Origin of the sequence: Metabacillus sp. 22489 (assembly GCF_052044855.1) — a bacterium.
Taxonomy (GTDB): domain Bacteria; phylum Bacillota; class Bacilli; order Bacillales; family Bacillaceae; genus Metabacillus; species Metabacillus niabensis.
Window position 1 is genome coordinate 95,975 of the sequence record NZ_JBQENT010000012.1, and the last position, 24,900, is coordinate 120,874.

Sequence of the window (24,900 nt, forward strand, 5' to 3'; positions counted from 1 at the left end):
TTCTATTGATGTGAAATGTGTTTACGAGAGGAGCTCAATACCTACTCCGCAGAAAGCGAGTACTGTAGCGAAGTCAAACAAAAACGACAAGTAAAAGTCAACAAAGTTTACGAACACAGAAAAACCACTCGGAAAACAATATCCGAGCGGTTCAAATTATCTTTTATGCATGTAAAAACTTTACGCAAACTGGATATGGTACTGCTACATCTGATTGAATGACAGATAAACGCCCAGTTTCTTTATCACGAGCATACAATACAAGATTTCCGCTTTCTTCATTTGAAGCAACGATGAAGCTTTCGGTTGGATCAAGGGCAAAGTCACGTGGCCAATTACCTTCAGTTGAAGTGTATTCAACTAGAGCTAATTCACCAGTTTCCTCGTTTACGCGGAATACTGCGATTGAGTTATGACCACGATTTCCAGCGTAGACGAAACGACCGTCTGAAGTAATATGAATTGCGCTACCTTGACTATTTTCAGTGAAATCTTCTGGGATTGCTGCGATATATTGTAATTCTGTGAAAATGCCAGTTTCTGCGTTATAGCTTAAAGCAATAACTTCGTTGCTTAGCTCAGTCATGACATATGCATATTTTCCATTTGGATGGAATGTAATATGTCTAGGGCCGCTACCTGCTTTTACTAATAGAGTGTGAGCTTCAGTTAGTGCACCGTTATCAATTTTATACGTAATGACCTTGTCGATCCCTAAATCAACGGCAACAACAAATTTTTCATCAGGAGTAAAGCCAGAGAAATGTGTATGTGGTTTTTCCTGTCTCTCATGTGGACCTTGTCCTTCATGCTGCATGATTGATGTTGAACGGTTAACTGTTCCGTCTTCATTGACGAGATAAGCTTCAACAGTTCCACGATGATAATTAGCTGTGACAACCTGTTGATTGTTTTTGTCAACACTTACGTGACATGGAGATGCACCTTCTGTTACTTGGCGACTTAATTCTGTTAATTCACCAGTTTGGTTATTAATCGCATATGAAGCAACTCCTCCTTTATCACCTTCCTTAACAACAGCGTAAAGTACTTTGTTATCGTTGCTAATATTGACATATGTAGGATTGTTCAATTCGGCAACAGCCTTGACGTTGCTAATTTGTTTTGCCTCAGTATCTAATGTAAAGCTATAGATTCCTTTACTATCACCTTTCGTATATGTACCGATGTACCCATTAAAAATTGTCAAAATGTTTTCTCCTTTCTCCGTGTAAATTCACTTTATTATATCGCTTGTTCTTTCATTGAAACAACTTTTTCATATCATATTTTTTTATTTACTGATAATATAATAGGTATTTAATAGAAAAATAAAAGGAGAAAAAAGAAGATGTTAAGGCGATTTTTTAGCTTTTATTTACCACATAAAAAGTTGTTTATCATTGACTTTAGCAGTGCGATCATTGTTGCGCTTTTTGAATTAGCCTTTCCGTTAGCCGTGCAATGGTTTATTGATAAATTGTTGCCAACTGAAAATTGGTCAATGATTGTTACAATAAGTATTACGTTATTGTTATTGTATATACTTAGCACTTTTTTGCAGTATATCGTCAATTATTGGGGACATATGCTTGGAATTAATATCGAAACAGATATGAGAAGACAATTGTTTCAGCATGTGCAAAAGCAGTCATTTAAGTTTTTCGATAATACGAAAACAGGAAATATTATGAGTAGAATTACGAATGATTTAATGGATATTGGTGAGCTTGCCCATCATGGACCAGAGGACTTATTTATTTCGGTTATGACATTTGTTGGGGCATTTTGGATTATGTTTTCGATTAATGTGAAGCTTGCCTTTGTTGCATTAATTATTCTTCCGTTTTTAGGCTGGCTTATGGTCGTTAGCAACTTAAGAATGAATCGTGCTTGGAAGAAAATGTACGGTGAAATTGCTGATGTCAATTCACGAGTTGAGGACAGTGTATCAGGTGTGCGTGTCGTTCAATCATTCACAAATGAAACGTTTGAAAACCAACGTTTCCAAGCAAATAACCAAAAGTTTCGTAAGGCAAAGCTACGTGGTTATAAAATCATGTCCTTTAGCTTATCTGGTATTTATATGATGACACGGTTTGTAACACTTGCAGTATTGGTTGTCGGCGCGTGGTTAAGCTACACGAATCAGCTATCATATGGTGAGCTAGTTGGGTTCGTCCTTTATGTTAACGTATTGTTTAAACCAATAGATAAAATTAGTGCCTTAATGGAGCTTTATCCGAAAGGAATGGCAGGTTTTAAACGCTTCACTGAGCTTATCGATACAGACCCGGATGTGGTTGATACGAAGGATGCAGTTGAAGTAGCTACTCTTCGTGGGGATATTCGCTTTGAGGATGTTAGCTTCGGCTATGATGAGCATAAAACGGTTTTGAAGGGAATTGATTTGTCGATAAAAGCTGGTGAAACAGTTGCCTTTGTTGGTCCATCAGGTGCAGGGAAAACAACAATTTGCTCACTCATCCCCCGTTTTTATGATGTCGATAACGGCGCGATTAAAATTGATGGCATTGATGTTCGGGATATGACGAAGCAATCCCTTCGTTCACAAATCGGAATTGTTCAGCAGGATGTCTTTTTATTTACTGGTACGTTAAGAGAAAATATTGCATATGGAAAATTAGATGCAACCCAGGAAGAAATTGAAGAAGCGGCAAAGCGGGCTCACCTAGAAAGCTTTATTGACTCCCTTCCATTTGGCTATGATACACAAATAGGTGAGCGAGGGTTGAAGCTATCAGGTGGACAAAAGCAGCGGATTGCGATTGCTCGGATGTTCTTAAAAAATCCACCAATCTTAATTTTAGATGAAGCGACATCTGCATTAGATACCGAAACAGAAATGATTATTCAGCAGGCGTTAACAGAGCTTTCGAAAAATCGAACAACTCTTGTGATCGCCCATCGTTTAGCAACAATTCGTAATGCTGATCGAATTGTCGTTGTAACAGAGGACGGAATTGCTGAACAAGGTACACATGATGAATTAATCGAACGAGAAGGAATTTTCGCGAATTTGCATCGAGTACAATTTCAAAGATAATATGAAAAAGGAGCACTACATAACGGGTGCTCCTTTTTCATATGTATTGATTTGATTATTTTGTAAGTTCATAACGTTTTTCTAGCTTTTTGCGATGAGATTGAAAAATTTCCTCTAAGGAAATATCGTATTTGTTTGCAATGACAATGAGGTTTCCTAAAACATCCCCAAGCTCCTCAACCAATTCCTGTTTTTGCTCTGCTAATGATCCAATTGCTTCATCAGGTCGATCCCGACCAATTTCAAGAGCACGAATGGCCCTTGCTACCTCACCGGTTTCTTCAGCTAAAAAACCAATGCGAATAAAGATATCTAATTCAGACCAGCCTCTACCTTCATAATAATCCTTTACCCATTTTTGAAACTCGTTTACATTCAAACTAGTAGCCTCCTTTTTTACCTATTTTAGAATAACAGAAAAACAGTTAAAATCGAAGTTGTAAGTGGAATATTTTGGTTAGTGCAAATAGGAAATGGGGGGACAAGCAATGGGGAAAATCGCTTTTTATGTTGCGATAATCGTAGTAACCGTCAGTTTGATTGTAGGATTTTCTACAGGGTCCTTTTTAAAATTCATAAGTATCGGAACCTTTGGGGGAAGTATTGCTCTCATCCTATTTTTACTTAATCTTTTATTACATAATCAGAAAATGATTTTAGCAAAGCTAAACGAGCATGAGGAGATGGTAAAGAAGCTCCGTAATAATATTGATTGTCCGAATTGTCATTATAAATTTAATGATATGCTAACATCTTGTCCGAATTGTGGATATCGAGCGAAATAATGCTTAAGATTTGAAGTGGGAAAACTACTTTTATCGTATTTTTCCAATTGCAAAAACAGCCTTCAAGAAATTTTCGGTGAGATATACTAACCAAGAAGCTAAAAATATGGAAGGATTCTGCATTATCTCTGTTTTTGTTTATAAAAATAAGATTGATTTGGCAAACTTTTCTCATTAGTACAAGTTATGTAACATAAGGAAACAAGTAAGAGGATAAAGAGATTAATTTATCCCCTATATTTAACAGCTATTACGCTTGACAAATTGAAATGAAGAACAGGTTAAAATGTAGCCTTTTCGGTGTAAATATTTAGTTTTCTTTGCGTTTTATCAAAGCATCCCTGTCAATGTTTTGTGGTGGTCTTTCTAACCAGGCGTTATCAATCATAATATTTATTCCATCTTCCGCATATTTCCCAATTTCAGCAGAAAGCCTTACATAAACAGATGCAATATCTCTTCGTTGACTCATTGATATTGCTACCCCATAATTTCCAACACTTGAAGCATTCATTACACCGACATGGTACATCATTAGCTTATCGGAAAATGGTGCTTCTGTAGAAGCTTCAACTTCATGATCCCAAGTCATGGGGGATGGTAGGTCATCTGCATTTAAATATTTTGAGAAAATGGCAATATGTTTTTTAGAAATTTCTTTACCACGTAGCATATAATCACGAATCTTTACAGAACCTGCTACTTGGCCAAAACCGATTACTAATGCTTCTCCAAGTTTATTTGTTTGAATATTAGTAAAGAGATTCATAATTTCTTGACCAGTCAATGATCTTTGCTCTCCAAACCAGCCTGCTAAAAAGCTTTGTTTTTCAACGAACTCTACATCTTTTGGATATGGAATAAACGGTGGTCTAATTTCAATTCCTTTAGAGGATAAAATAGATGTTGTCTCATTATATAATTCAGTAGTTGAAGCAAGACAACTTGAATAATATTCTCTTATGTCTTTCCTTACGATATTTGGTAGTATTGCACCATATAAAGAAAGGCCACCTTTAGTCATGTGCTTCACATAATTTAATAAAAATGTATCTTGAAATAATTTAGGAGCATGTGGGTTTACCTCCTCATCTGTGAACCCTTTAGGAAGGGGAATTCCTTCAGCGCTAAAAATCTTTTTAATGATTTCGATATGCTCTGATGACATTTTCAATGCTTGTTTAATTATCGGCTTTATTTCCGAATCATTTACCTTTTCCAGAAAATATGTAAATACACAAATAGACATACTATCCATTAAGTAATTTGACCATAAGCTTGAAAGTTCTGCAGAAGTTAAACGAATATTATGTTCTGTTTCCATTACAATTTCCCTCCTTTATTACTTAGGTTATCTCTCTTTAGAAAATTTATTAATTTTAATAATTTTGTCTATTTGTTTCAAATGGAATAATTTCCCTGCCTTTTAGAATAGCAACTGCGATCCCTCTTCGTCATAAATATCACTTCAAAATAACAAGAGTAAATCACATCAAATTATCTTACCTACCAACTTATAATTTCTTATCCATATAATCCACTTATACTTTAAATAAATTCTCCTAGCACCTTATTCCAGTAATATGAACAATCATAACCTAATAATAAGATGGATTTGACAAATAACAAACATTAAATTAATATGTTTATAAAATAACAAACGAATTGATTATTTGTTTGTTTGAAATGAAAAATGGACGGAAGTGTTTAATGATGGAGCATAATGAGGAGTTTTGGGAAGCTTCAATTGACGAGCTTAAACAAGGTTTTAAAGAAGCCCCAGATTCATATACGTGTTTACTATGTGGAGAAAAAATTGATAAAGGAATGATTTATCCATATGAGGGGAGATTGTATGAAGCGGAAAGGTTTATGAAGGTTCATATTGAAACAGCTCACCACTCCGTATTTGATTATTTTCTTACGCTTGATAAAAAGGTAACGGGGTTAACAGAGCATCAAAATAAATTACTTCGCTTATTTTATCAAGGGAAAAGTGATAAGGAAGTACAAAAGGAGATGGGGATAGGTAGTGCAGCAACGATTAGACATCATCGCTTTGCTTTAAAGGAAAAGGAGCGACAGGCGAAGATGTTTTTAGCGATGATGGAGCTATTAAAGGAAAAAGATAAGCATGCACCTGCATTCGTTCCACCTCATAAAACGGCAACAATGGTCGATGATAGGTACAATATTACGACAGATGAAAAGGAGTCAATTATTCAAAAATACTTTACAGAAAATAAAGAGCAGTTAACGAAGTTTCCGGCAAAGGAAAAACAAAAAATTGTTGTGCTCAGGGAAATTGCTAGCAGCTTAGAGCATGATCAAACATATACGGAAAAGGAATTAAATATTCGATTAAAACGATATTTTGATGATTATGTACTAATAAGAAGATATTTAATTGAATATGGATTTTTAGATCGCAAACAGGATGGCAGCAGTTATTGGTTGAAAAAATAGCCTATAAGGAAGGGAAACAGAATGGACCAAAGAAAAGAACTAAAGCGATTATATAAGGAAACTCCGGTTATTGCAGGGGTATTTCAAATTTTAAATAAAAGAAATGGAAAAAGATTTATTGCAAGTACGAGAAATATGAAAACATTAAATGGCCTAAAATTTTCGCTCGAAAATGGCGTGTATGTTGTAAGGGAGCTACAAGAGGATTGGAATAAATACGGTGCAGATGCCTTCGAGATTACGACACTTGAACAGCTTAAAAAGAAAAAGGAAGGCTATTTTGATGAAAAAAGGGAATTAGAAAAGCTTGAGGAGAAATGGTTAGAGCATTATCAGCCTTATGGTGAACAAGGATATAATACGAGAAAAGTAAAATAGATTATTTCACCTACACGAAAGTGGCTGGGACATAACGAAAATATTTCTAATGAAAACCGAACGTTGCTTATTGCAAAAAACTATAAAAGAAAAGCCTCTTTACGAAGAGGTCGGTTTTTGGTGCAAACTTTATTAAGGTTGATTGGAGCTGATTGCGAGACTCCTGCGGGATGCGTAGGAGAGGTGAGACCTAAGCAGATTTACACCGAGGAGGCTCACCACCCACCCTGCGGAAAGCGAGTACTGCAGTGGAAATCAACCAGAACGACTACAAGTAAAAAGCAACAATGTATACAAGTATTGCCACTTAAAAAAAGACACGAAGTTTAATGCAGAATTCCGAATTATAGTTCGGATTTTTCTTATGTTGAAAGTCTTTTGTCCCAACCTCTTTTTTGTAGGAAATGAATTAAGGGAAATGTGACAATGAAAAAAATAGTATAATAGGGAATTTGGGGGTGTACTATGCATATTCGAAATTCTGCAAAAGCAATTATTATTCATGAGGAAAAGGTATTATTAACAAAAAATCAAGACGAGGATGGATTCTTTTTCCTTTTTCCTGGCGGTGGTCAGGAGCATGGTGAGACGATTCATCAGGCGTTAATAAGAGAGTGCATGGAGGAAGTGGGCCAGAGAGTAGAGGTTGGCGAGCTCCTACATATTCGTGAGTATATTGGAAAAAATCATGAGCATGCTTCATTTGATTTTGATTTTCATCAAGTTGAATTTTATTTTGTTTGTCATCTAAACAATGATTTAACTAGTTATAAACATGCGATTAATCCTGATAGTCATCAAGTAGGAATTGAATGGATCCCAATTCATTCTCTCTCTCAATATAGGGTATATCCTAAAGGCATAACAAAGCATCTCCTTCACTATTTGCAGCATGTGAAGTCTCCTGTATATTTAGGAGATATAAATTAATGATTTCTATAAAACGAAAACAAAGAACGTGTAGTTGAACGTTCTTTGTTCCTACATATATGTTAAAAGTTTGCCTCCTTCATTTTTCCTCAAAATTCGGCTTGTTTACATAATAATACATCCAGCCCATCAATACACCACCGCCAATTACATTTCCTAATGTCACCGGTATAAGGTTATGAATCACACCTGCTAGAGTAAAGCTATCTGGTGGATTTGAGACAAAGGCAATCGCGAATGTACACATATTCGCAATGCTATGCTCATACCCTGAAATGAAGAAGCAAAACACAAAAAGCATCATCGTAAATAATTTTGCACCATCACCTTCAAGTCTCATTGGGATGAAAAATGCTAAGCAAACTAGCCAATTACATAAGATACCTCTAAAAAATAACTCTGATGTTGATAAATGAACTTTATTGTTTGCAACCGTTAAAAGAAAGCTATTTGTTGACGGATCTGAAAAAAGACCCGTCTGGAAAATAAAAAACGCGAAAAAGCAGGCGCCAATGATATTTCCAGCATAGCTTAACAACCATAGCTTTAGCACCTCTAGCCAGCCGAGTTTTTTTCTAAATGCGGTAAAGGAAAAATAAAATGTATTCCCGGTAAATAAGTCCCCGCCACCATAAACAATTAAAATAATTGCTGCACCAAAGGTTAAAGCCCCAATAGGGTAAGCGAGTGGGGAATGCTCCATGAAGAAAAAGTTTCCTGTTTTAAATGCAACAATAACACCAAAACCGATAAACATACTTGCAAGCATAGCTCGTAAAAAATAACGGAAAGGGCTTTGCATATAGCTTTTTTGTTTTTTAAACGCAAGTTGCTCAACTAAAATTAGTGCATCCTTTTCCATAATCCTCACTCCGATTGATGTTTCTATATCGATAGTTTACAAAATAAGCTTGTAGCTACCCGTGAGAAATATCACTGCTTTTTACCCTTAACTAGCTTTAACCTCTAAGATTGTCTAGCAGCCTTTATTAAACAGCTCGATCCTTCTGTTTCTATGAAGAAAAAATGAGTCTACCTAATGCAAAATAAAGGAGAATGGACTTTCCTAAAAGAAGTAATACATAATAATATTTCGTTCAAAATAACCTATTTTTAAAACATTCTAATTAAATGAGGTGTAGAAAATGAAGAAAAAAATCTCAATTATTGGAGTTCCCATGGATTTAGGACAATCTCGTCGTGGGGTTGACATGGGGCCAAGTGCAATTAGATATGCAGGTGTTGTTGAACGGTTAGAAAAGCTAAGCTATCAAATCCATGATAAAGGTGATATTGAAATTGGTAGACCTGGAAAAGATGAGGAAGCTTCAGATGATAATTTAAAATATTTAAAGGCAGTTGTAAAAGCTAATACAAAGCTTGCAGAGGCTGTCGATCAAGTTGTTTCAGCAGGTGATTTTCCGCTCATATTAGGTGGTGATCATAGCATTGCCATTGGAACGCTTGCAGGGGTATCAAAGCATTATCAAAGCCTTGGGGTCATTTGGTATGATGCACATGGTGATTTAAATACGAGTGAAACATCTCCATCAGGCAATATTCACGGAATGCCTCTAGCAGTGAGCATTGGGATTGGCCATGCCGATTTAAAACATATTGGTGGATACTCACCAAAAATCAAACCAGAAAACATCGTGATTATCGGGGCACGTTCATTAGATGATGGAGAAAAAATTTTAATACGTGAAAAAGGAATTAAAGTTTTTACAATGCATGAAATCGACCGAATGGGGATGGCAAAGGTTATGGAGGAAACGGTATCCTATTTAAAAGATAAAACAGACGGTGTCCACCTATCACTTGATTTAGATGGACTTGATCCAAGCGATGCCCCTGGTGTAGGAACACCTGTCCTTGGTGGGATAAGTTACCGTGAAAGTCATTTAGCAATGGAAATTTTAGCAGAAGCAAAAATGATCACATCAGCCGAATTTGTCGAAGTAAATCCGATCATAGATGAACGAAATAAAACGGCAACAGTAGCAGTAGAGCTAATGGGATCTTTGTTTGGTGAAAGATTACTATAAAATGTCCATGATTTGATTACTCCTATTGATTATCGAAGAATAACAGATTAGTAGGAATGATGAACATAAGGAGGTTTCAATGAACAATCTTGAGTCAGCAAAAATAATTAAAAAAACTGAGCGGTATGGAGCCAATAATTATCAGCCCTTACCGATCGTCATTTCCGAGGCAGAAGGAATTTGGGTGAAAGATCCTGAGGGGAACAAATATATTGATATGCTAAGTGCGTATTCTGCCGTAAATCAAGGTCATCGCCACCCAAAAATTATCGAAGCGCTTAAAAGGCAAGCGGATTTAGTGACACTCTCGTCAAGGGCATTTCATCATGATCAATTAGGAGCTTGGTATGAACGGGTTAGTCAGCTGACGAATAAAGAAATGGTTTTACCTATGAATACTGGAGCAGAAGCAGTTGAAACGGCGATTAAAGCGATAAGACGCTGGGGTTATCGGGTGAAAGGAATTGCAGAAAATCAAGCTGAAATCATTGTATGTGCTGGGAATTTTCATGGACGGACATTAGCGGCAATTTCGCTTTCATCTGAGGAGGAGTATCGAAAAGGCTTCGGACCAATGCTACCAGGAATAAAACGAATTCCTTATGGTGATTGTGATGCTTTAAAAGCAGCGATTACACCAAACACAGCAGGATTTATCCTTGAACCAATCCAAGGTGAAGCAGGGATCATTATTCCACCAGACGGCTATTTAAAAGAAGCGTACTCCATTTGTAAGTCGCAAAGGGTTTTATTTGTAGCTGATGAAATCCAAACAGGGCTTGGACGAACAGGAAAATTATTTGCTTGTGATTGGGAGCAGGTCGTCCCAGATATGTATATTCTCGGTAAAGCATTAGGTGGAGGTGTTATGCCTATTTCATGTGTTGTGGCCAACCGCGATATTTTACAAGTATTTAATCCGGGATCACACGGCTCAACATTTGGAGGTAACCCTCTTGCATGTGCGGTTTCGATTGCGGCAATTGATGTTATGATAGAAGAGGGGCTTGTCGATAAATCATTAGAGCTCGGGGAATATTTTTTAAACCGTTTAAAAGAAATGACCCACCCTTGTATAAAGGAAGTCCGGGGCAAAGGCTTGTTTATCGGAGTAGAATTAACGGAAGCAGCTAGACCTTACTGTGAAAAATTAAAGGATTTAGGAATTTTATGTAAGGAAACACATGAAACGGTTATTCGCTTTGCTCCTCCATTAATCATCACAAAAGCAGAAATTGATATCGCGATAGAGAAAATTAATCAAGTATTTTAATAAATGTATTATTGCTTTTTGGCTCTTTAAGCTAGACTTAGAGAGCTTTTTATTATGTTGAAACAAGAGCGTTTTTTGTAAAAATACGAATTTAAACTAATTTCACGACATTAATAAGAAACCGAATCGTATTAATTTAGTGAAAATCTAGAAGATGTTAAGGAATATTAGTACAGCCATTTTAAACAAATTGGAGTTTTGATTTTATATTTCCTAATTGACTTGAAAGCGATAGCATAATAGAATAGGAGATAAACTAATCGATAACTTAATTGTTAGTTGCGATTTGATAAAATTATAGCATTGACTTTAAGTAAGCATAGGATTTTATTGGATAGGCACTTTAACGAAATATTGTTGTTTTCATAAACATTGTAAAGGGTAAGTGGAGCGTACTGCGGGATGTATGTGTTGGATGGTGCATAGTTAGGATGCTCACCACCCACTCGCCGGACGCTGTATGAGGTAAGCATCATTAATAAAAGGCAACAAAGTTTTCGAAACAAGTCTATTGCAATTGCGAAGGTCAATGTTTAAGGGGGAGGGCAACAAGATGGCGAAGAAACACATCCAGGAATCGTTCGATTTTGAACAACGATTTAAAAATGGTCCGGGAAAGGTAGAGGGGGCATTTAAAACATTATATATCCTGTATAAAGGGCAATTCCATAACATTGCTTTATCATTTTTCTTCTTTTTGATCAAGCATTCACCAGTATGGATTATTCCGATTATAACAGCTAATATGATTGATATTGCTAGCAATCCTGAAAGGCATTCACTACAGGAGCTATGGATTAATTTAGCAGTTGTCGCATTTGTTATTATTCAAAATATTCCTTCACAGCTGCTACATATTAGCTTTCTAAGCAAAGCTTCACGTCATGTAGAGGCAGGATTAAGAAGCACATTGGTAAGGAAGCTTCAACATTTATCGATATCCTATCATAGTGAGCTCCGTTCAGGGAAGCTTCAATCAAAGGTATTAAGAGATGTTGAAAGCATTGAGTTTTTATCAAAGCAAATTATGTATTCCTTTTCAGCGGCGTTAACTAGCGTTGTTGTCGCAATTGGTGTTACTGCGAGCAAAAACTTATTAGTTGCGTTATTTTTCGTGTTAATGATCCCGATTGCGCTATTATTAGTCTACTTATTTAAACGAAATTTACAGAAAAAGAATAACGAGTTCCGCAAGCAAATTGAATCAATGTCAGGACAGGTAGCTGAAACGTTGACAATGATTCCTGTAACACGTGCGCATGGCTTAGAGGATCTTGAAATTAAAAAGACGGATTCAACTCTTTCTAACCTAAAGGGAAAAGGGTATAAGCTAGACATATCTGAGGCTTATTTCGGAGCTACAGGATGGGTAGTCTTCCAGCTGTTTCAAATGTTCTGTTTAGTGTTTACAGCTATCCTTGCTTATAATGGGCAAATAACAGTTGGTGATGTTGTGATGTACCAAGGCTTTTTCACAACAATCTTAATGTCAATCAATCAAATTATTAATATTTACCCACAGCTTGCTAAAGGATATGAGTCAATCATCTCTGTATCAGAAGTGTTATTTTCAACGCAAACTGTTGAATACCAAGGGAAAAAGAAATTAGCGAACATTAAAGGGAAAATTACCTTTGAAAATGTGAACTTTCATTATGCGGACTCGAATAAACACGTGTTAAATCAATTAAATCTTGAAGTAAAGGCAGGAGAATGTGTCGCATTAGTTGGCGCCTCTGGTGCTGGAAAATCGACCGTTTTAAGTATGGTGTTAGGATTCTACCGCCCAAATGAAGGTCAACTATTAATTGATGATGTACCATTTGATGATGTTCATATGCAAACATATCGTCGCAGGCTCGCAGTTGTTCCGCAAAATACGATTTTATTCTCTGGTTCGATTCGCGATAATATTACATATGGGATGCCAAATGTATCGGAGGAACGAATACAGGAAGTCATTGAGATGGCAAATCTTCAGGATGTAATAGCAGAAATGCCGAATGGACTAGATACGATGATTGGTGAGCATGGTGGAAAGCTATCAGGTGGACAAAGACAACGGATCGCCATTGCAAGAGCCATTATTCGTGATCCACAAATTATTCTTTTAGATGAAGCAACATCTGCACTTGATAACGTATCTGAATATCGTGTTCAACAAGCGATTCAAAAGCTGATAAAGGGAAGGACAACCTTCATTGTTGCCCATCGTCTTTCAACAATTCGTGATGCTGACCGAATTATCGTCATGAAAAATGGAACATGTGTTGAAGAAGGAAGCTTTGAAGAACTTATTAGCCTAAAAGGTGAATTTTATAAATTGAAGCAATTACAGGCATAATTTGAGAAAGGGAATTGTTATTCTATCTAATCTTTCTGTTAGAAAATGAATAGAATGATTGAGAAATAAGCGTGTGAATGGACATACGCTTATTTCTTGGCTTTTCACTCAATCATTGAGACTTAAAGAGAATAAATCTAGCGGCAATCCTTAAAAAACCCTTTTGGATAAAGATGGTCATCTTCGGAATCAACATCAGATGATTGTGTAAAAACAGATGCAAATTCATTATGTTCAATAAGGTATTCAATCAATTCATAAATGCGTTCCCGACTTGCAGTTTCTATAAGTACCATATCGCTTGCCCAAAAATAAGTTCCACTCATCCATTCGCCTGTTTGCTCGTTTTTCTCCCGAAGGCTTTCGATATTTTTATAAGTAAAAAAACTAGCAATATATTTAGAACGGTCGGAAAATGTTACGATTACATCAAGATTGGTATCCTCGATATCCCATTCGCCGTCTGCCCACTCTTCGGCTTCAATCCAAATATGTTTATCCCTAGTTTGATTCATCGTATCGCCCCTTTTCATTCTGCTAAAGTAATTATAAGCAAGTATCAGCAATAGTGAAAAGGTTAGTAAGGTAAGGTTCACGCGATTCATGCAAAATTAATCCTAGAGCTTCAAACAAATTACGTATCAAAATGAAATATGAAAGGGCTTTCTAAAAATAGTGGTATTTTTCCCAATCATAGCTCCCTTTTTTGGATACGCTTCCAGTGCTATACTTTATTCTGCAAGGCAAGACAAAAACAAATATTAGGGGGGCATGGTTAATGAAAAAGAAAACGTTTTCCGCTATGATGTCATTGGCATTAGTTGGTGGGTTAATCTTAGGCGGGTGTTCGTCAGGTTCTGATGATTCAAAAGCATCAGGTGAAGCAAGTGGGGACAAAACAGTAATTAACATGATGCATTTATGGCCTGAAGGGAGCTCAAATGCTCAATTTACAATTGTTGAAGACATAATCACTGCATATGAAAAGGAAAATCCTGATATCGATATTCAAACAGAAATCCTTGGTAACGAACAATACAAAGAAAAAATTAAAGTATTGTCTGCTTCAAACGAACTTCCAGATGTCGGAATCACTTGGGCTGCTGGTTATATGAAGCCTTTCGTTGAAGGAAATATGTTTACACCTTTAGACGATATCATTAAAGAGGATCAATTCGTTGCTGGTACTCTTGATGCATTTTCAGTTGAGGATAAGACATATGCATTACCTCTTGAATTAAATATCACTCCAGTGTATTACAATAAAGAAATCTTTGAAAAGCACAACTTAGAAGTTCCAAAAACATATGATGAATTTTTAAAAGTAGTTGAAACACTTGTAGACAATGGTGTAACTCCAATTACTTTAGGAAACAAAGACCGTTGGACAGGTTCTATGTGGTATATGTATCTAGCAGATCGTATTGGTGGACCTGAAGCATTAAATAATGCGATTAATCGTACTGGAAGCTTTGAAGACCCTGCTTTAGTTCAAGCTGCAGAGGAAATCAAAAAGCTTGTTGATATGGGTGCTTTTGTTAAAGGATTTAATGGCTTATCAAACGATGAAGCAAAAGGATACTTTATGAATGAACAAGCAGCTATGTACTTAATGGCGACTTGGGAATTACCAAACTATACGACAAGTCCTGATGTTGCTCAGGAATTTAAAGATAAAGTTGGTTACTTCAAGTTCCCTACTTATGAAGGTGGAAAAGGAAACATTGACAGCTACGTAGGTGGTCCTGGTGTTGGATTATTCGTATCTGAAAATTCAAAAGTAAAAGAAGAAGCGAAGGCATTTGTTTCTTACTTAGTTGAAGAATGGGGTAAGCGTTCTGTTGTTGATGCTGGTGTAATTCCTGCAACAGTCGTTGATACATCTAACGGTGACCTTGACCAAATGTATATTGATATTTTGAATGATTTAGGTAAAGCTACAAATCTTACACTTTATGCCGATGTTCAAATGTCAGCAGGTGTTGCAGATGTTCACTTAAATCAAATTCAATCATTATTTGGTGGACAGACAACTCCTAAAGATTTTGCAAAAACTCAAGAAGAGGCTCTTGCTGAAGAGGAATAATCACAATGCTTAGGAAGGAGGGTGGCTCAAAACCAAAGGTTCAGACCCCTCAAACACAAAATATATAGACTAATGAAGGTTAGTTTACTATATACTGGTGTTTGTTGGGAGGGTCAGACCCTTTTGAGTCACCCTCTTTCGTATAGAAAGGAAGGGGACTAAACAACCATGAAAAATGTAATGTCGAATAAGTTAGTTATCGCCCTTTATACACTTCCTGCTTTACTTCTCATTCTAGTCCTTATCTATATTCCGATTGTATTATCAGGTTATTATGGTTTTATGGATTGGGATGGAATTGGTGAAATGAAATTTATAGGGTTTGAGAATTATGTCAATTTAATTAAGGATTCAACCTTCTGGACAAGTACATGGCATTCTTTTCTATTAGCCATTTTCTCAACGATTAGCTTGTTGCTATACTTAGCGGTTTCCCTCGTATTAGTTAGCAATATTAAAGGCTCTGATTTATTACGGAAAATTTATTTAATACCGATGCTTTTATCATCTGTTGCCATTGCCCAGCTGTGGATGAAAATATTTGACCCTACAAACGGGATGGCCAATAAGCTCCTTGAATTCTTTGGAGTAGAAAATTTACCAGTTTGGTTAGCTGATCCGAAGGTTGCCCTCTATGCAATTTTCATCCCAATTATTTGGCAATATGCAGGGTTTTATATTTTGATTTACTATGCTGCATTAAAAAATGTACCTAATGAGGTAATTGAAGCAGCTAAAATTGATGGTGCAAACCCATTGCAAATTGCGTTTCAAATTAAATTACCACTCATTTCTGGTGTATTTAAAGTAACGATTATGCTTGCGGTTGTTGGTTCATTGAAGTATTTTGATTTAATTTATGTCATGACTGGTGGCGGACCAAACGGTGCAAGTGAAGTAATCGCTTCATATATGTACAAGGAAGCGTTTAAACTGAATAACTTTGGCTATGGTAGTGCAATTGGCTTTGGGCTATTAGTGATTTGTCTTCTAATGACTTGGTTAACTTCAAAATTTACGAAATCTAATGAAGATGTTCAATATTAAGGGGGAGTGAAACAAGATGAGTAAGGTGATGACACAAAAGATAACTGAGCTTTCCGTACCCAATAATACGAAGAAATCTTACTTGAACAGAATCGGATTTGGATTTCTTTATCTCATATTAGGGGTATTTGCTATTATTCAAATCTACCCATTAATTTGGCTAGTATTCTTTTCTTTAAAAACGAATCAAGAAGTATTTGGTATGTCACCTTTTGCTTTGCCACAAAATCCACAATGGGAAAACTATACGAAGGCTTGGACTTCAGGAAATATTGGAGTTTACTTTTTTAATAGTGTTTGGATTACGGTCATATCTGTTGTTCTTACAATTATTCTTGCTAGTTTTGTTACATTTGCTGTTACAAGAATGCATTGGAAACTAAGTGGTCCTGTTCTCGGATTATTTTTAGTTGCTTATATGATTCCACTGCATTCAACATTAATTCCTTTGTTCAAAATGTATAACAATGCAAATTTAATTGATAACCCTATCTCAATTGTATTGTCCTATACGGCATTTAACTTGCCGTTAACGATTATGATTTTACTAGGCTTTTACAAAACGTTTCCACGTGAAATTGAGGAAGCAGCGGTTATGGACGGTTGCTCGGTTCACCGAATTTTCTTCCAAATTACGCTACCAATGACAGTCCCAGTAATCTCAACAACAGCGATCATTAACATGATTTACAACTGGAATGAATTCGTTTTTGTTAATACATTTATTAGCTCTGACAAATGGAAAACATTAACGGTAGGGATTAATAACTTCGTTGGTCAATATTTAACAGACTGGGGTGCAATTGGTGCAACTCTCGTTATTAGTATTGTCCCAATTTTAATTATCTTCATCTTCTTAAGTGATAAGATTGTTGAAGGGATGGCAGCAGGTTCTGTAAAGGGGTAATGATGAAAATAAAAAGACAGATAGAAACGTTTTCACTTTTTGAAGAGATATTCCTATCTGTCTTATTTGTTTTTTATCAATTTAATAAATTTGTAGCCCCAATTATCAACAAATATAACAGGTTATTTCTTCTTCAAAATCTCTCCTCTTTAATAACAATATAATTAAATATGAATTATAGTTGAAGCCCCTAAATTTACCACCATTTCAAATAAAACGAGTAGAAATAAAGCTTTTTTCGTTATTCATTGAAAGAAAATAAACTATGTCAGTATGAACAAATATTCATTACTGTCATAGTTTTTTCTCGTTTACTTGTAATAAGTCTTTTCATTTCAAAATAGTAGTAGAAGGTAAGTGATTTAGATGATTGATATTGATTAAAGTCTTGTACATGATTATTTAACAGTAGGGGTAGCTAAAAGATAATCATGCCTTATTGGAATAAAATAAATTGTTAGTTAGTTTTAGTAATGATACGAAAATTTCAATTTAGAATATTCGTCACGAAAGCAGGTGTGAGAATGAAAGTAACCATAAAAGATATTGCGCAAATATGTGGTGTTTCCTTAGGTACAGTGGACAGAGCTTTGAATAATCGAAAGGGGATAAGCGAAAAAACACGTAAAAAGGTTCTTCAAGTTGCAAAGGAAATGAATTACAGACCAGATTATACAGCAAGAAGTCTTGTCATAGGAAAGACGTTAACGATAGGAGTTGTCTTATTTGACTTATATAATCGCTCGTTTGCCCAATTGTTAAATGCAATCGAGCTAAAAGCGAGAGAATTAGGTTATTTTGTTTATATTACGTTAACAGATAAAAATCCTGAAAATGAGAGGCAATGCATTGAATATCTAGTTAATCGAAAAGTAGACGGTATCATTCTATTTTCGGTCAATAAACGAAAATCGTTTGATGCGTATTTGAAAAAATTTCATGTTCCAATCTTAACTATTTTTAATTATATATCTGATGAGTGGGAGTATGTTGGGATTCAGGAGCGGCAAGCAATGAAGGATGCGACAAAATACATAATAAGCAAGAACTATCAACGGTTTATTTATCTTTGCCCGCCTTTAGCATATTCAGGACGGTCAAATATCTATACACAGGAGGAACGATTAGCGGGATTTCTAGAGGGATTAAATGAAGCCCATGTAAGTCATCCTCCAATTATTATTAAAGAAAGTGAGTATATTGATGTATTACATACATATTCTTTTAATGAGGATAGAAAAACAGCGATTGTATGCTCATGTGATTTGTATGCTCTTGAAGTGATGAATTTTTTAAAGGAAAAAGGGTATGAGATCCCGCGAGATGTTGGTGTAATGGGCTTTGATGATATTGATATGCTGAAATATGTTACACCAAGGCTTACAACGGTCAAATATCCAATCGTTGAAATCGGCTGCAAAGCGGTAGAGAGCCTGATTAACAAGATAGACAGTGGAGACTTTTTACCAACACCATTACTTGATTATGAGATTATTAAAGGTGAATCTATTTAACTATTGATTCCTAAAGATTTGATTATTTCCCTTTTCTTATTTAAAAACGTGTACGTACACGAAATAGTACAAATATTCATATCTTGCCTACTAAACTTCTTCTACACATACAATAAACTCCAGTTCTATTAGTACATATTTTTAATTTGACAGTTGGTTATCGATAATTTTATGTATGTTTTCGTGTACGTACACGTAGACTTCATTTGGCGAGTTTTCCTTTGACCTTGAAGGAGGTGATAAGCACTTGACACATATCAAACGAACATTATTTGTAAGCGCTTAATAACGAGATTAAGGGGGAGCTAGGATGAGGAAAAAAAGTCTGTTTTTTATTCTTTTAGGATTCATGGCTATCTTATTAATTGCATGTAACAAAGGGGAGACAACTGGAGAGGAGGCAACATCAACGGAAGTTATAGGTGATGATAAGGATGCAACAGAATTAAAGTTTTGGACATTTGTTGAGCTACACACTGATCTCTTTAAAGATTCAGTCGAACGCTGGAATAAGGAATTCCCAGATAGGAAGATTAAGCTGGTAGCTGAAACGTATCCTTACGATAATATGCATAATAATTTATTACTCGCTTTACAGTCTGGTAAAGGTGCACCTGATATTGCTGATATAGAAATTTCCCGCTTTCCAAACTATTTACAAGGTGAACCACAATTGGAGCCGATGAATGAATATGTGGAGCCAGTTAAGGATAAATTTGTTGAATCGCGATTTGATATTTATGCGAAGGATGGAAAATATTATGGTATTCCAACACATGTTGGAGCAACAGTTATGTATTATAACACCGAAATTATGGAGGCAGCTGGTGTAGACATTGATTCGATTAAAACATGGGATGATTATGTTGAAGCAGGGAAAAAGGTCGTAGAAAATACTGATGCTATGATGACAACCGTTGAAACAGGAGGGTTTATGTCATTTTGGTCAATGGTTTCTCAACAAGGGTCAGATTTCTTTGATGAAAACGGGGAAGTCATTCTTGATAATGAAACAAATATTAAAACTGTTCAATTCCTATACGATATGGTTCATACTCATAAGATTGCTGAGATGACTCCTGGTGGTGAAAACCATATGGAGGAATATTACAAATATATGAATGAAGGTGGAGCAGCTTCCGTTGCGATGCCGATGTGGTATATGGGGCGTTTTACAGATTATATGCAGGATTTAAAAGGGAAAATTGCGATTCGCCCACTACCAGCCTGGGAAGAGGGAGGAAATCGCTCTGCAGGAATGGGTGGTACTGGTACTGTTGTCACCAATCAATCAGAGCACGCTGAATTAGCAAAAGAGTTTTTAGCGTATACAAAGCTATCTGAGGAAGGAAATATCGCCCTTTGGAAGGTGCTTGGATTTGATCCACCTCGTTGGGATGTTTGGGAAAGTGAAGAAATGAAAGAAGATAATAAATTTTATCAATACTTTGGGACAAATATTTTTGATGTGTTACTTGATATTAAGGATGAAATTAATGCTGTGAATATTACTGAGAAAACACCGCTCGTTCAGCAACAACTAAGTACAAACGTATTTACAAATGTCATCAGGCAAAAGTCACAAACACCGGAAGAGGCACTGAAACAAGCTGCAGATGAGATAAGGAATAATTAAAGTTATTTATAATCCTTTTGAAAGACTAAAAGAAAACTCTTTGCGTATTGTTTGTGAGGGATCTCGGGAATGTTATATCACTTGGGATCCTTTTGCCGAAAAAATTGATATGAAATAAAAGGGGTTGAACCCATGGAACCAATTTCTTCTACCGAAAATAAGATGGTAAAGCCTGTTCGGAAAACAAATTTTCTATTTTCTCAAAAAATGGCACCTTATGTGTTTGTTGCACCATTCGTCATCTCATTTTTAGGGCTTTTTTTCTATCCTTTAGTAAAAGGGATCTTAATGAGTTTTCAAAGTATACTACCTGGACAGGTGGCATTTATCGGTTTAGCTAACTATTCAAAGATTTTAAATTCTACGTTTTATCAAGCGTTATACAATACAACCATTTATGTCATTTTGACAACGGTTATTTTAGTTGCGGTTCCGATGATTTTGGCAACAATTTTAAACTCGAAGTTGATGAAGTTTGCAAGTGTTTTTCGAGCCTCGCTTTTTATACCATCGTTAACATCCGTTATCGTTGCTGGTGTTATTTTTCGACTCATGTTTGGTGAGTCTGAAGAAGGATTAGCGAACTCAATCCTTGGATTTTTTGGGGTTGGACCTGTTGAATGGAAATATCATGCTGGTACTGGAATGTTTTTAATGGTGCTATTGGCATCCTGGCGCTGGGTAGGTGTAAATATCATCTACTTTATGGCAGGATTGACGAATATTCCGAAAGAATTGTATGAGGCGGCAGAAATCGATGGGGCAGGCGTATTACAAAAGTTTTACCATATTACATTGCCATTATTAAAACCTGTCACACTTTATGTTGCAACGATAACGGTCATTGGTGGGTTCAGAATGTATGAAGAAAGCTTTGTTTTTTGGGAAAATGGCTCACCAGGAAACATTGGTCTGACAGTTGTTGGCTATATTTATCAGCAAGGCTTTCAAATGAATAATATGGGGTTCGGCTCAGCAATTGGCGTAGTTTTAATGGTCATTATTTTTGTAATTAGCGTTCTTCAGCTGAAATTTTTTGGCGCATTGAAAAAGGAGGGATAAGTATATGACAAAAAAGGAAAAAATCATTTCTTGGATTCTAGTAATCTTTATTGGTGTAATCGCATTACTTGCTATCTCCCCACTTGTTAGCTTATTTATCTCTTCATTGAGGCCATCAGCGGAGTTAATTCGAAATGGGATTACCTTATCAATACCTTGGAATGAGCTAAGCATGAAAAATTATGTGAATATGTTTCAAAATGGTGGTAATTATTGGACCTGGTATTTTAATAGTTTGCTTATATCGGGTTTAACGATTGTCCTATCTCTATTTTTTTCTTCAATGGTTGGGTACGCTCTTGCTGTTTACAAATTTAAAGGTCAACAATTGATTTTTATCCTAGTGCTATTAATCTTAATGGTCCCGTTTGAAATTTTAATGCTGCCACTTTATCAGTTAATGACGACTTTAGGTATGATCGATAATTATTTGGCTGTTATTTTACCAATGATTGTTGCACCCGTTGCCATTTTCTTTTTTAGACAATATGCTATCGGTTTACCTAAAGAATTAATGGAATCGGCAAGAATTGATGGTTGCTCGGAATACGGGATTTACTTAAGAGTAATGGCACCATTAATGTTACCATCATTCGCTGCAATGGCAATTTTACAAGGCTTGGGGAGTTGGAATAATTTCTTATGGCCGTTAGTTGTTCTACGCTCTAATACGATGTTTACATTACCGATCGGATTATCAACATTATTAACACCATATGGAAACAACTATGATGTATTAATCGCCGGTTCTGTTATGACTGTATTACCTGTTATTATTCTGTTTTTATTTTTCCAACGCTATTTTATTTCTGGTTTAGCAGTTGGTGGTGTAAAAGGCTAAGTTTACACTTCCTACAACAATAATTCAATCGCAAGGAGGTTTGCCATATGGAAGGAGATACATTGATGAGTAGAATGAATACATTGCTAATATGGATTACTAGATTAGCATATTTAAATGGGTTATGGCTGTTGTTTAGTTTACTTGGAATAGTCATTATTGGTTTTTTTCCAGCAACTGTTGCGATGATGACTGTTTGTAGGAAGTGGTTAAATGGAGAAGAGGATTTTTCTATTTTCAAAACATTCCATGTCACATATAAAACAGTCCTTCTACATTCTAACCTGATCGGCTGGATTCTAGTGAGTGTTGGTGCAATTTTATATGTTGATTATCTTATATTAGCAGCAAATATTGGGAAGTTCTCGATTGTCTCTATTTCAGCATTTTATCTGTTTCTGTTTTTTTATCTCGTAACAGCATCACATGCTTTTCCTTTGTTTATACGTTATCAAGGTTCTGTTCTCACTTGTATTAAAAACGCCTTCATAACGGGCTTATTAAATATTCACTTTTCAATTGCGATCATTATTAGTCAATCAGCATTTTTTTATTTAATGTTTTCTTATCCAAGTACCGCCTTATTTTTCCTTGGCAGCATCCTATCTATGATTCAAATCTGGTTAACAGATCGATCATTTTTAAAGATTGAAAAGAAGGTAAATAAGGTGATCATAGCGAAATCTTAAAAATCAAATAAAAATAGTGAAAGGAAGATGAATCATGACAGTTAAAGCAAAAATGACGGTCGATAAGGAATATAAAATTGGACAAATAGATGAAAGAATTTACGGTTCATTTATTGAGCATTTAGGAAGAGCTGTCTATGAGGGAATTTATGAGCCAGATCACCCGTCAGCAGATGAGCAAGGCTTCCGTACCGATGTGATTGAGCTAGTAAAGCAGCTTAGAGTTCCATTAGTAAGATATCCTGGAGGAAATTTTGTATCCGGTTACAATTGGGAGGATGGTGTAGGTCCTGTATCTGAACGACCTCGACGCTTAGATTTAGCGTGGCGTACAACGGAAACGAATCAAATTGGAACAAATGAATTCATTGATTGGGCGAAAAAGGTAAACGCAGAAGTAAATATGGCGGTTAATTTAGGAACAAGGGGTATTGATGAAGCTCGTAACTTCGTTGAGTATTGCAACCATCCTTCTGGCTCCTATTGGAGTGATTTACGAATTTCTCACGGCTATAAGGAACCACATAAAATAAAAACATGGTGCTTAGGCAATGAAATGGATGGTCCGTGGCAAATTGGTCATAAAACAGCAAATGAATATGGAAGAATCGCAGCAGAGACAGCAAAGGCTATGAAATGGGTTGATCCATCAATCGAGCTTGTCGCCTGTGGAAGCTCAAATCGTAAAATGCCGACGTTTGCAGAATGGGAAGCAACAGTGTTAGAGCATACGTATGATCATGTTGATTATATTTCCTTGCATACATACTATGGAAATCGGGATAATGATTTAGGAAATTACTTGGCACAATCATTAGATATGGACCAATTTATTTATTCGGTCATTTGTACGGCTGATTATATCAAGGCTAAAAAAGGTAGTAAAAAAACCATTAATCTTTCATTTGATGAGTGGAATGTTTGGTACCATTCAAATGAAGCGGATAAAAAAATAGAACCATGGTCGATTGCTCCTCCTCAGCTAGAGGATATCTATACATTTGAGGATGCTCTCTTAGTCGGAAGTATGTTGATTTCGATGCTGAAGCGTGCAGATCGTGTCAAAATTGCCTGTCTTGCACAGCTAGTCAATGTTATTGCACCGATTATGACGGAAAAGGGTGGAGAGGCATGGAAGCAGCCGATTTTCTATCCATACATGCATGCATCCGTTTTTGGCAGAGGAACAGCGTTGCATTCAATTATTTCGGCACCAAAATACGATAGTAAGGATTTTACAGATATTCCTTATTTAGATGCGGTATCTGTTCATGATGAAGATAATGAGGTATTAACGATATTTGCTGTCAATCGTCATCAAACAGAGAACTTATTGCTTGACTGTGATATTCGAAGTTTTGAAGGCTATAAAATTCTCGAGCATATCGTTCTTGAGCATGATGACGTTAAAGCGACAAACAAGCAGAATCGTTCCAACGTTGTTCCACATAGCAATGGCAAATCTAAAGTAGACAATGGTCAACTTGAAGCGAGTTTATCAGCATTATCATGGAATGTAATTCGTTTAGGAAAATAACTTAAATAACCCTTTCCTTAATAGGAAAGGGTCAGATTGAAGACAAAAGGCATTTGGGAAAGCTTTCTTTCCCAAATGCCTTTTTAATTTTTGATTTTCTTCTTAGAATCTATCTTAAAAATAAGTGTAAATTGCCTATTATTCATATTTTTTATGCCATTTTTGGACTTCCCCAAGTCCAATTGGCTAATTTCTTAAGATTTATTGCAGCAAAAGTTAGCATCGCCTGCATGGACAATTTTTTAAGTCCCCGTAGGGTTGTCCATCGCATACCATGCTTTTCTTTTGCA

23 protein-coding genes are annotated in these 24,900 nt (G+C 35.9%); 17 read left to right on the forward strand and 6 right to left on the reverse strand.

From position 1 onward, the window contains the following. Positions 1 to 163: 163 nt before the first annotated feature. On the reverse strand, positions 164 to 1,210 hold the full coding sequence (locus ACTJJ9_RS09750; RefSeq protein ID WP_145580791.1) for a lactonase family protein: 1,047 nt from the start codon (positions 1,208 to 1,210) through the stop codon (positions 164 to 166). Between the two features lie 141 nt (positions 1,211 to 1,351). On the opposite strand from ACTJJ9_RS09750, the gene ACTJJ9_RS09755 reads away from it, so the two are divergent. Beyond that, complete coding sequence (locus tag ACTJJ9_RS09755) at positions 1,352 to 3,067, forward strand: ABC transporter ATP-binding protein (RefSeq protein ID WP_145580792.1); 1,716 nt, start codon at positions 1,352 to 1,354, stop codon at positions 3,065 to 3,067. Between the two features lie 55 nt (positions 3,068 to 3,122). On the opposite strand, the gene ACTJJ9_RS09760 is transcribed toward ACTJJ9_RS09755, so the two are convergent. Then, positions 3,123 to 3,446, reverse strand: coding sequence for a MazG nucleotide pyrophosphohydrolase domain-containing protein (locus ACTJJ9_RS09760; protein WP_145580793.1), 324 nt, complete (start codon positions 3,444 to 3,446; stop codon positions 3,123 to 3,125). A gap of 109 nt (positions 3,447 to 3,555) precedes the next feature. On the opposite strand from ACTJJ9_RS09760, the gene ACTJJ9_RS09765 reads away from it, so the two are divergent. After that, positions 3,556 to 3,852 (forward strand): hypothetical protein, encoded by a 297-nt coding sequence (locus ACTJJ9_RS09765; RefSeq protein ID WP_440768641.1) that lies wholly within the window; start codon positions 3,556 to 3,558, stop codon positions 3,850 to 3,852. Positions 3,853 to 4,162: 310 nt separating this feature from the next. Here ACTJJ9_RS09765 and ACTJJ9_RS09770 read toward each other — a convergent pair whose 3' ends face one another. Beyond that, on the reverse strand, positions 4,163 to 5,176 hold the full coding sequence (locus ACTJJ9_RS09770; protein WP_145580795.1) for a DUF3231 family protein: 1,014 nt from the start codon (positions 5,174 to 5,176) through the stop codon (positions 4,163 to 4,165). Positions 5,177 to 5,565: 389 nt separating this feature from the next. On the opposite strand from ACTJJ9_RS09770, the gene ACTJJ9_RS09775 reads away from it, so the two are divergent. From ACTJJ9_RS09775 to ACTJJ9_RS09785, 3 genes are all read left to right on the forward strand, one after another. Continuing rightward, positions 5,566 to 6,318 (forward strand): DUF2087 domain-containing protein, encoded by a 753-nt coding sequence (locus tag ACTJJ9_RS09775; RefSeq protein WP_145580796.1) that lies wholly within the window; start codon positions 5,566 to 5,568, stop codon positions 6,316 to 6,318. Between the two features lie 21 nt (positions 6,319 to 6,339). Continuing rightward, a complete protein-coding gene (locus ACTJJ9_RS09780; RefSeq protein WP_095300042.1) occupies positions 6,340 to 6,696 on the forward strand; it encodes a GIY-YIG nuclease family protein in 357 nt (118 codons plus the stop codon). A gap of 465 nt (positions 6,697 to 7,161) precedes the next feature. Next, on the forward strand, positions 7,162 to 7,626 hold the full coding sequence (locus ACTJJ9_RS09785; protein WP_095300044.1) for an NUDIX domain-containing protein: 465 nt from the start codon (positions 7,162 to 7,164) through the stop codon (positions 7,624 to 7,626). A gap of 79 nt (positions 7,627 to 7,705) precedes the next feature. On the opposite strand, the gene ACTJJ9_RS09790 is transcribed toward ACTJJ9_RS09785, so the two are convergent. After that, positions 7,706 to 8,488, reverse strand: coding sequence for a formate/nitrite transporter family protein (locus ACTJJ9_RS09790; protein WP_145580797.1), 783 nt, complete (start codon positions 8,486 to 8,488; stop codon positions 7,706 to 7,708). Positions 8,489 to 8,771: 283 nt separating this feature from the next. Here ACTJJ9_RS09790 and rocF point away from each other — a divergent pair, with 283 nt between their 5' ends. The 3 genes from rocF to ACTJJ9_RS09805 all read left to right on the forward strand — a co-directional run bounded on the left by rocF (position 8,772) and on the right by ACTJJ9_RS09805 (position 13,291). Further along, positions 8,772 to 9,674 (forward strand): arginase, encoded by a 903-nt coding sequence (gene rocF / locus ACTJJ9_RS09795; protein ID WP_145580798.1) that lies wholly within the window; start codon positions 8,772 to 8,774, stop codon positions 9,672 to 9,674. A 79-nt stretch (positions 9,675 to 9,753) separates the two neighbouring features. Next, entirely contained in the window at positions 9,754 to 10,947 is a 1,194-nt protein-coding gene (locus ACTJJ9_RS09800; RefSeq protein WP_440768642.1) for an ornithine--oxo-acid transaminase, read from the forward strand. A 553-nt stretch (positions 10,948 to 11,500) separates the two neighbouring features. Next, positions 11,501 to 13,291, forward strand: a complete 1,791-nt coding sequence (locus ACTJJ9_RS09805) for an ABC transporter ATP-binding protein (RefSeq protein WP_145580800.1) — start codon at positions 11,501 to 11,503, stop codon at positions 13,289 to 13,291. Between the two features lie 137 nt (positions 13,292 to 13,428). Here the strand turns inward: ACTJJ9_RS09805 and ACTJJ9_RS09810 are convergent, their stop codons facing one another. After that, positions 13,429 to 13,806: a hypothetical protein gene (locus ACTJJ9_RS09810; RefSeq protein ID WP_145580801.1), complete on the reverse strand. Its 378-nt coding sequence runs from the start codon at positions 13,804 to 13,806 to the stop codon at positions 13,429 to 13,431. A 263-nt stretch (positions 13,807 to 14,069) separates the two neighbouring features. Between ACTJJ9_RS09810 and ACTJJ9_RS09815 the strand changes: the two genes are divergently transcribed. The 9 genes from ACTJJ9_RS09815 (at position 14,070) to arfA (ending at position 24,610) form a co-directional block, all read left to right on the forward strand. Then, positions 14,070 to 15,377, forward strand: coding sequence for an extracellular solute-binding protein (locus tag ACTJJ9_RS09815; RefSeq protein ID WP_145580802.1), 1,308 nt, complete (start codon positions 14,070 to 14,072; stop codon positions 15,375 to 15,377). A 168-nt stretch (positions 15,378 to 15,545) separates the two neighbouring features. Continuing rightward, positions 15,546 to 16,424 carry a carbohydrate ABC transporter permease gene (locus tag ACTJJ9_RS09820; protein WP_174880338.1) on the forward strand — a complete coding sequence of 293 codons (879 nt, stop codon included), beginning with the start codon at positions 15,546 to 15,548 and terminating at the stop codon, positions 16,422 to 16,424. 16 nt (positions 16,425 to 16,440) lie between these two features. Further along, a complete protein-coding gene (locus ACTJJ9_RS09825; protein ID WP_145580804.1) occupies positions 16,441 to 17,331 on the forward strand; it encodes a carbohydrate ABC transporter permease in 891 nt (296 codons plus the stop codon). A 524-nt stretch (positions 17,332 to 17,855) separates the two neighbouring features. Further along, positions 17,856 to 18,845: a LacI family DNA-binding transcriptional regulator gene (locus ACTJJ9_RS09830; RefSeq protein WP_170944328.1), complete on the forward strand. Its 990-nt coding sequence runs from the start codon at positions 17,856 to 17,858 to the stop codon at positions 18,843 to 18,845. Positions 18,846 to 19,155: 310 nt separating this feature from the next. Then, positions 19,156 to 20,481 (forward strand): ABC transporter substrate-binding protein, encoded by a 1,326-nt coding sequence (locus ACTJJ9_RS09835; protein WP_145580806.1) that lies wholly within the window; start codon positions 19,156 to 19,158, stop codon positions 20,479 to 20,481. A gap of 132 nt (positions 20,482 to 20,613) precedes the next feature. Continuing rightward, entirely contained in the window at positions 20,614 to 21,543 is a 930-nt protein-coding gene (locus tag ACTJJ9_RS09840; RefSeq protein WP_095300053.1) for a carbohydrate ABC transporter permease, read from the forward strand. A 4-nt stretch (positions 21,544 to 21,547) separates the two neighbouring features. Then, positions 21,548 to 22,384, forward strand: a complete 837-nt coding sequence (locus ACTJJ9_RS09845) for a carbohydrate ABC transporter permease (RefSeq protein WP_145580807.1) — start codon at positions 21,548 to 21,550, stop codon at positions 22,382 to 22,384. A gap of 47 nt (positions 22,385 to 22,431) precedes the next feature. Then, a complete protein-coding gene (locus tag ACTJJ9_RS09850; protein WP_145580808.1) occupies positions 22,432 to 23,073 on the forward strand; it encodes a DUF624 domain-containing protein in 642 nt (213 codons plus the stop codon). Between the two features lie 34 nt (positions 23,074 to 23,107). Then, positions 23,108 to 24,610 (forward strand): arabinosylfuranosidase ArfA, encoded by a 1,503-nt coding sequence (gene arfA, locus ACTJJ9_RS09855; protein ID WP_145580809.1) that lies wholly within the window; start codon positions 23,108 to 23,110, stop codon positions 24,608 to 24,610. 151 nt (positions 24,611 to 24,761) lie between these two features. Here the strand turns inward: arfA and ACTJJ9_RS09860 are convergent. Further along, positions 24,762 to 24,900: transposase (locus ACTJJ9_RS09860; RefSeq protein WP_440768646.1), on the reverse strand; the 139-nt coding region annotated here is incomplete at its 5' end.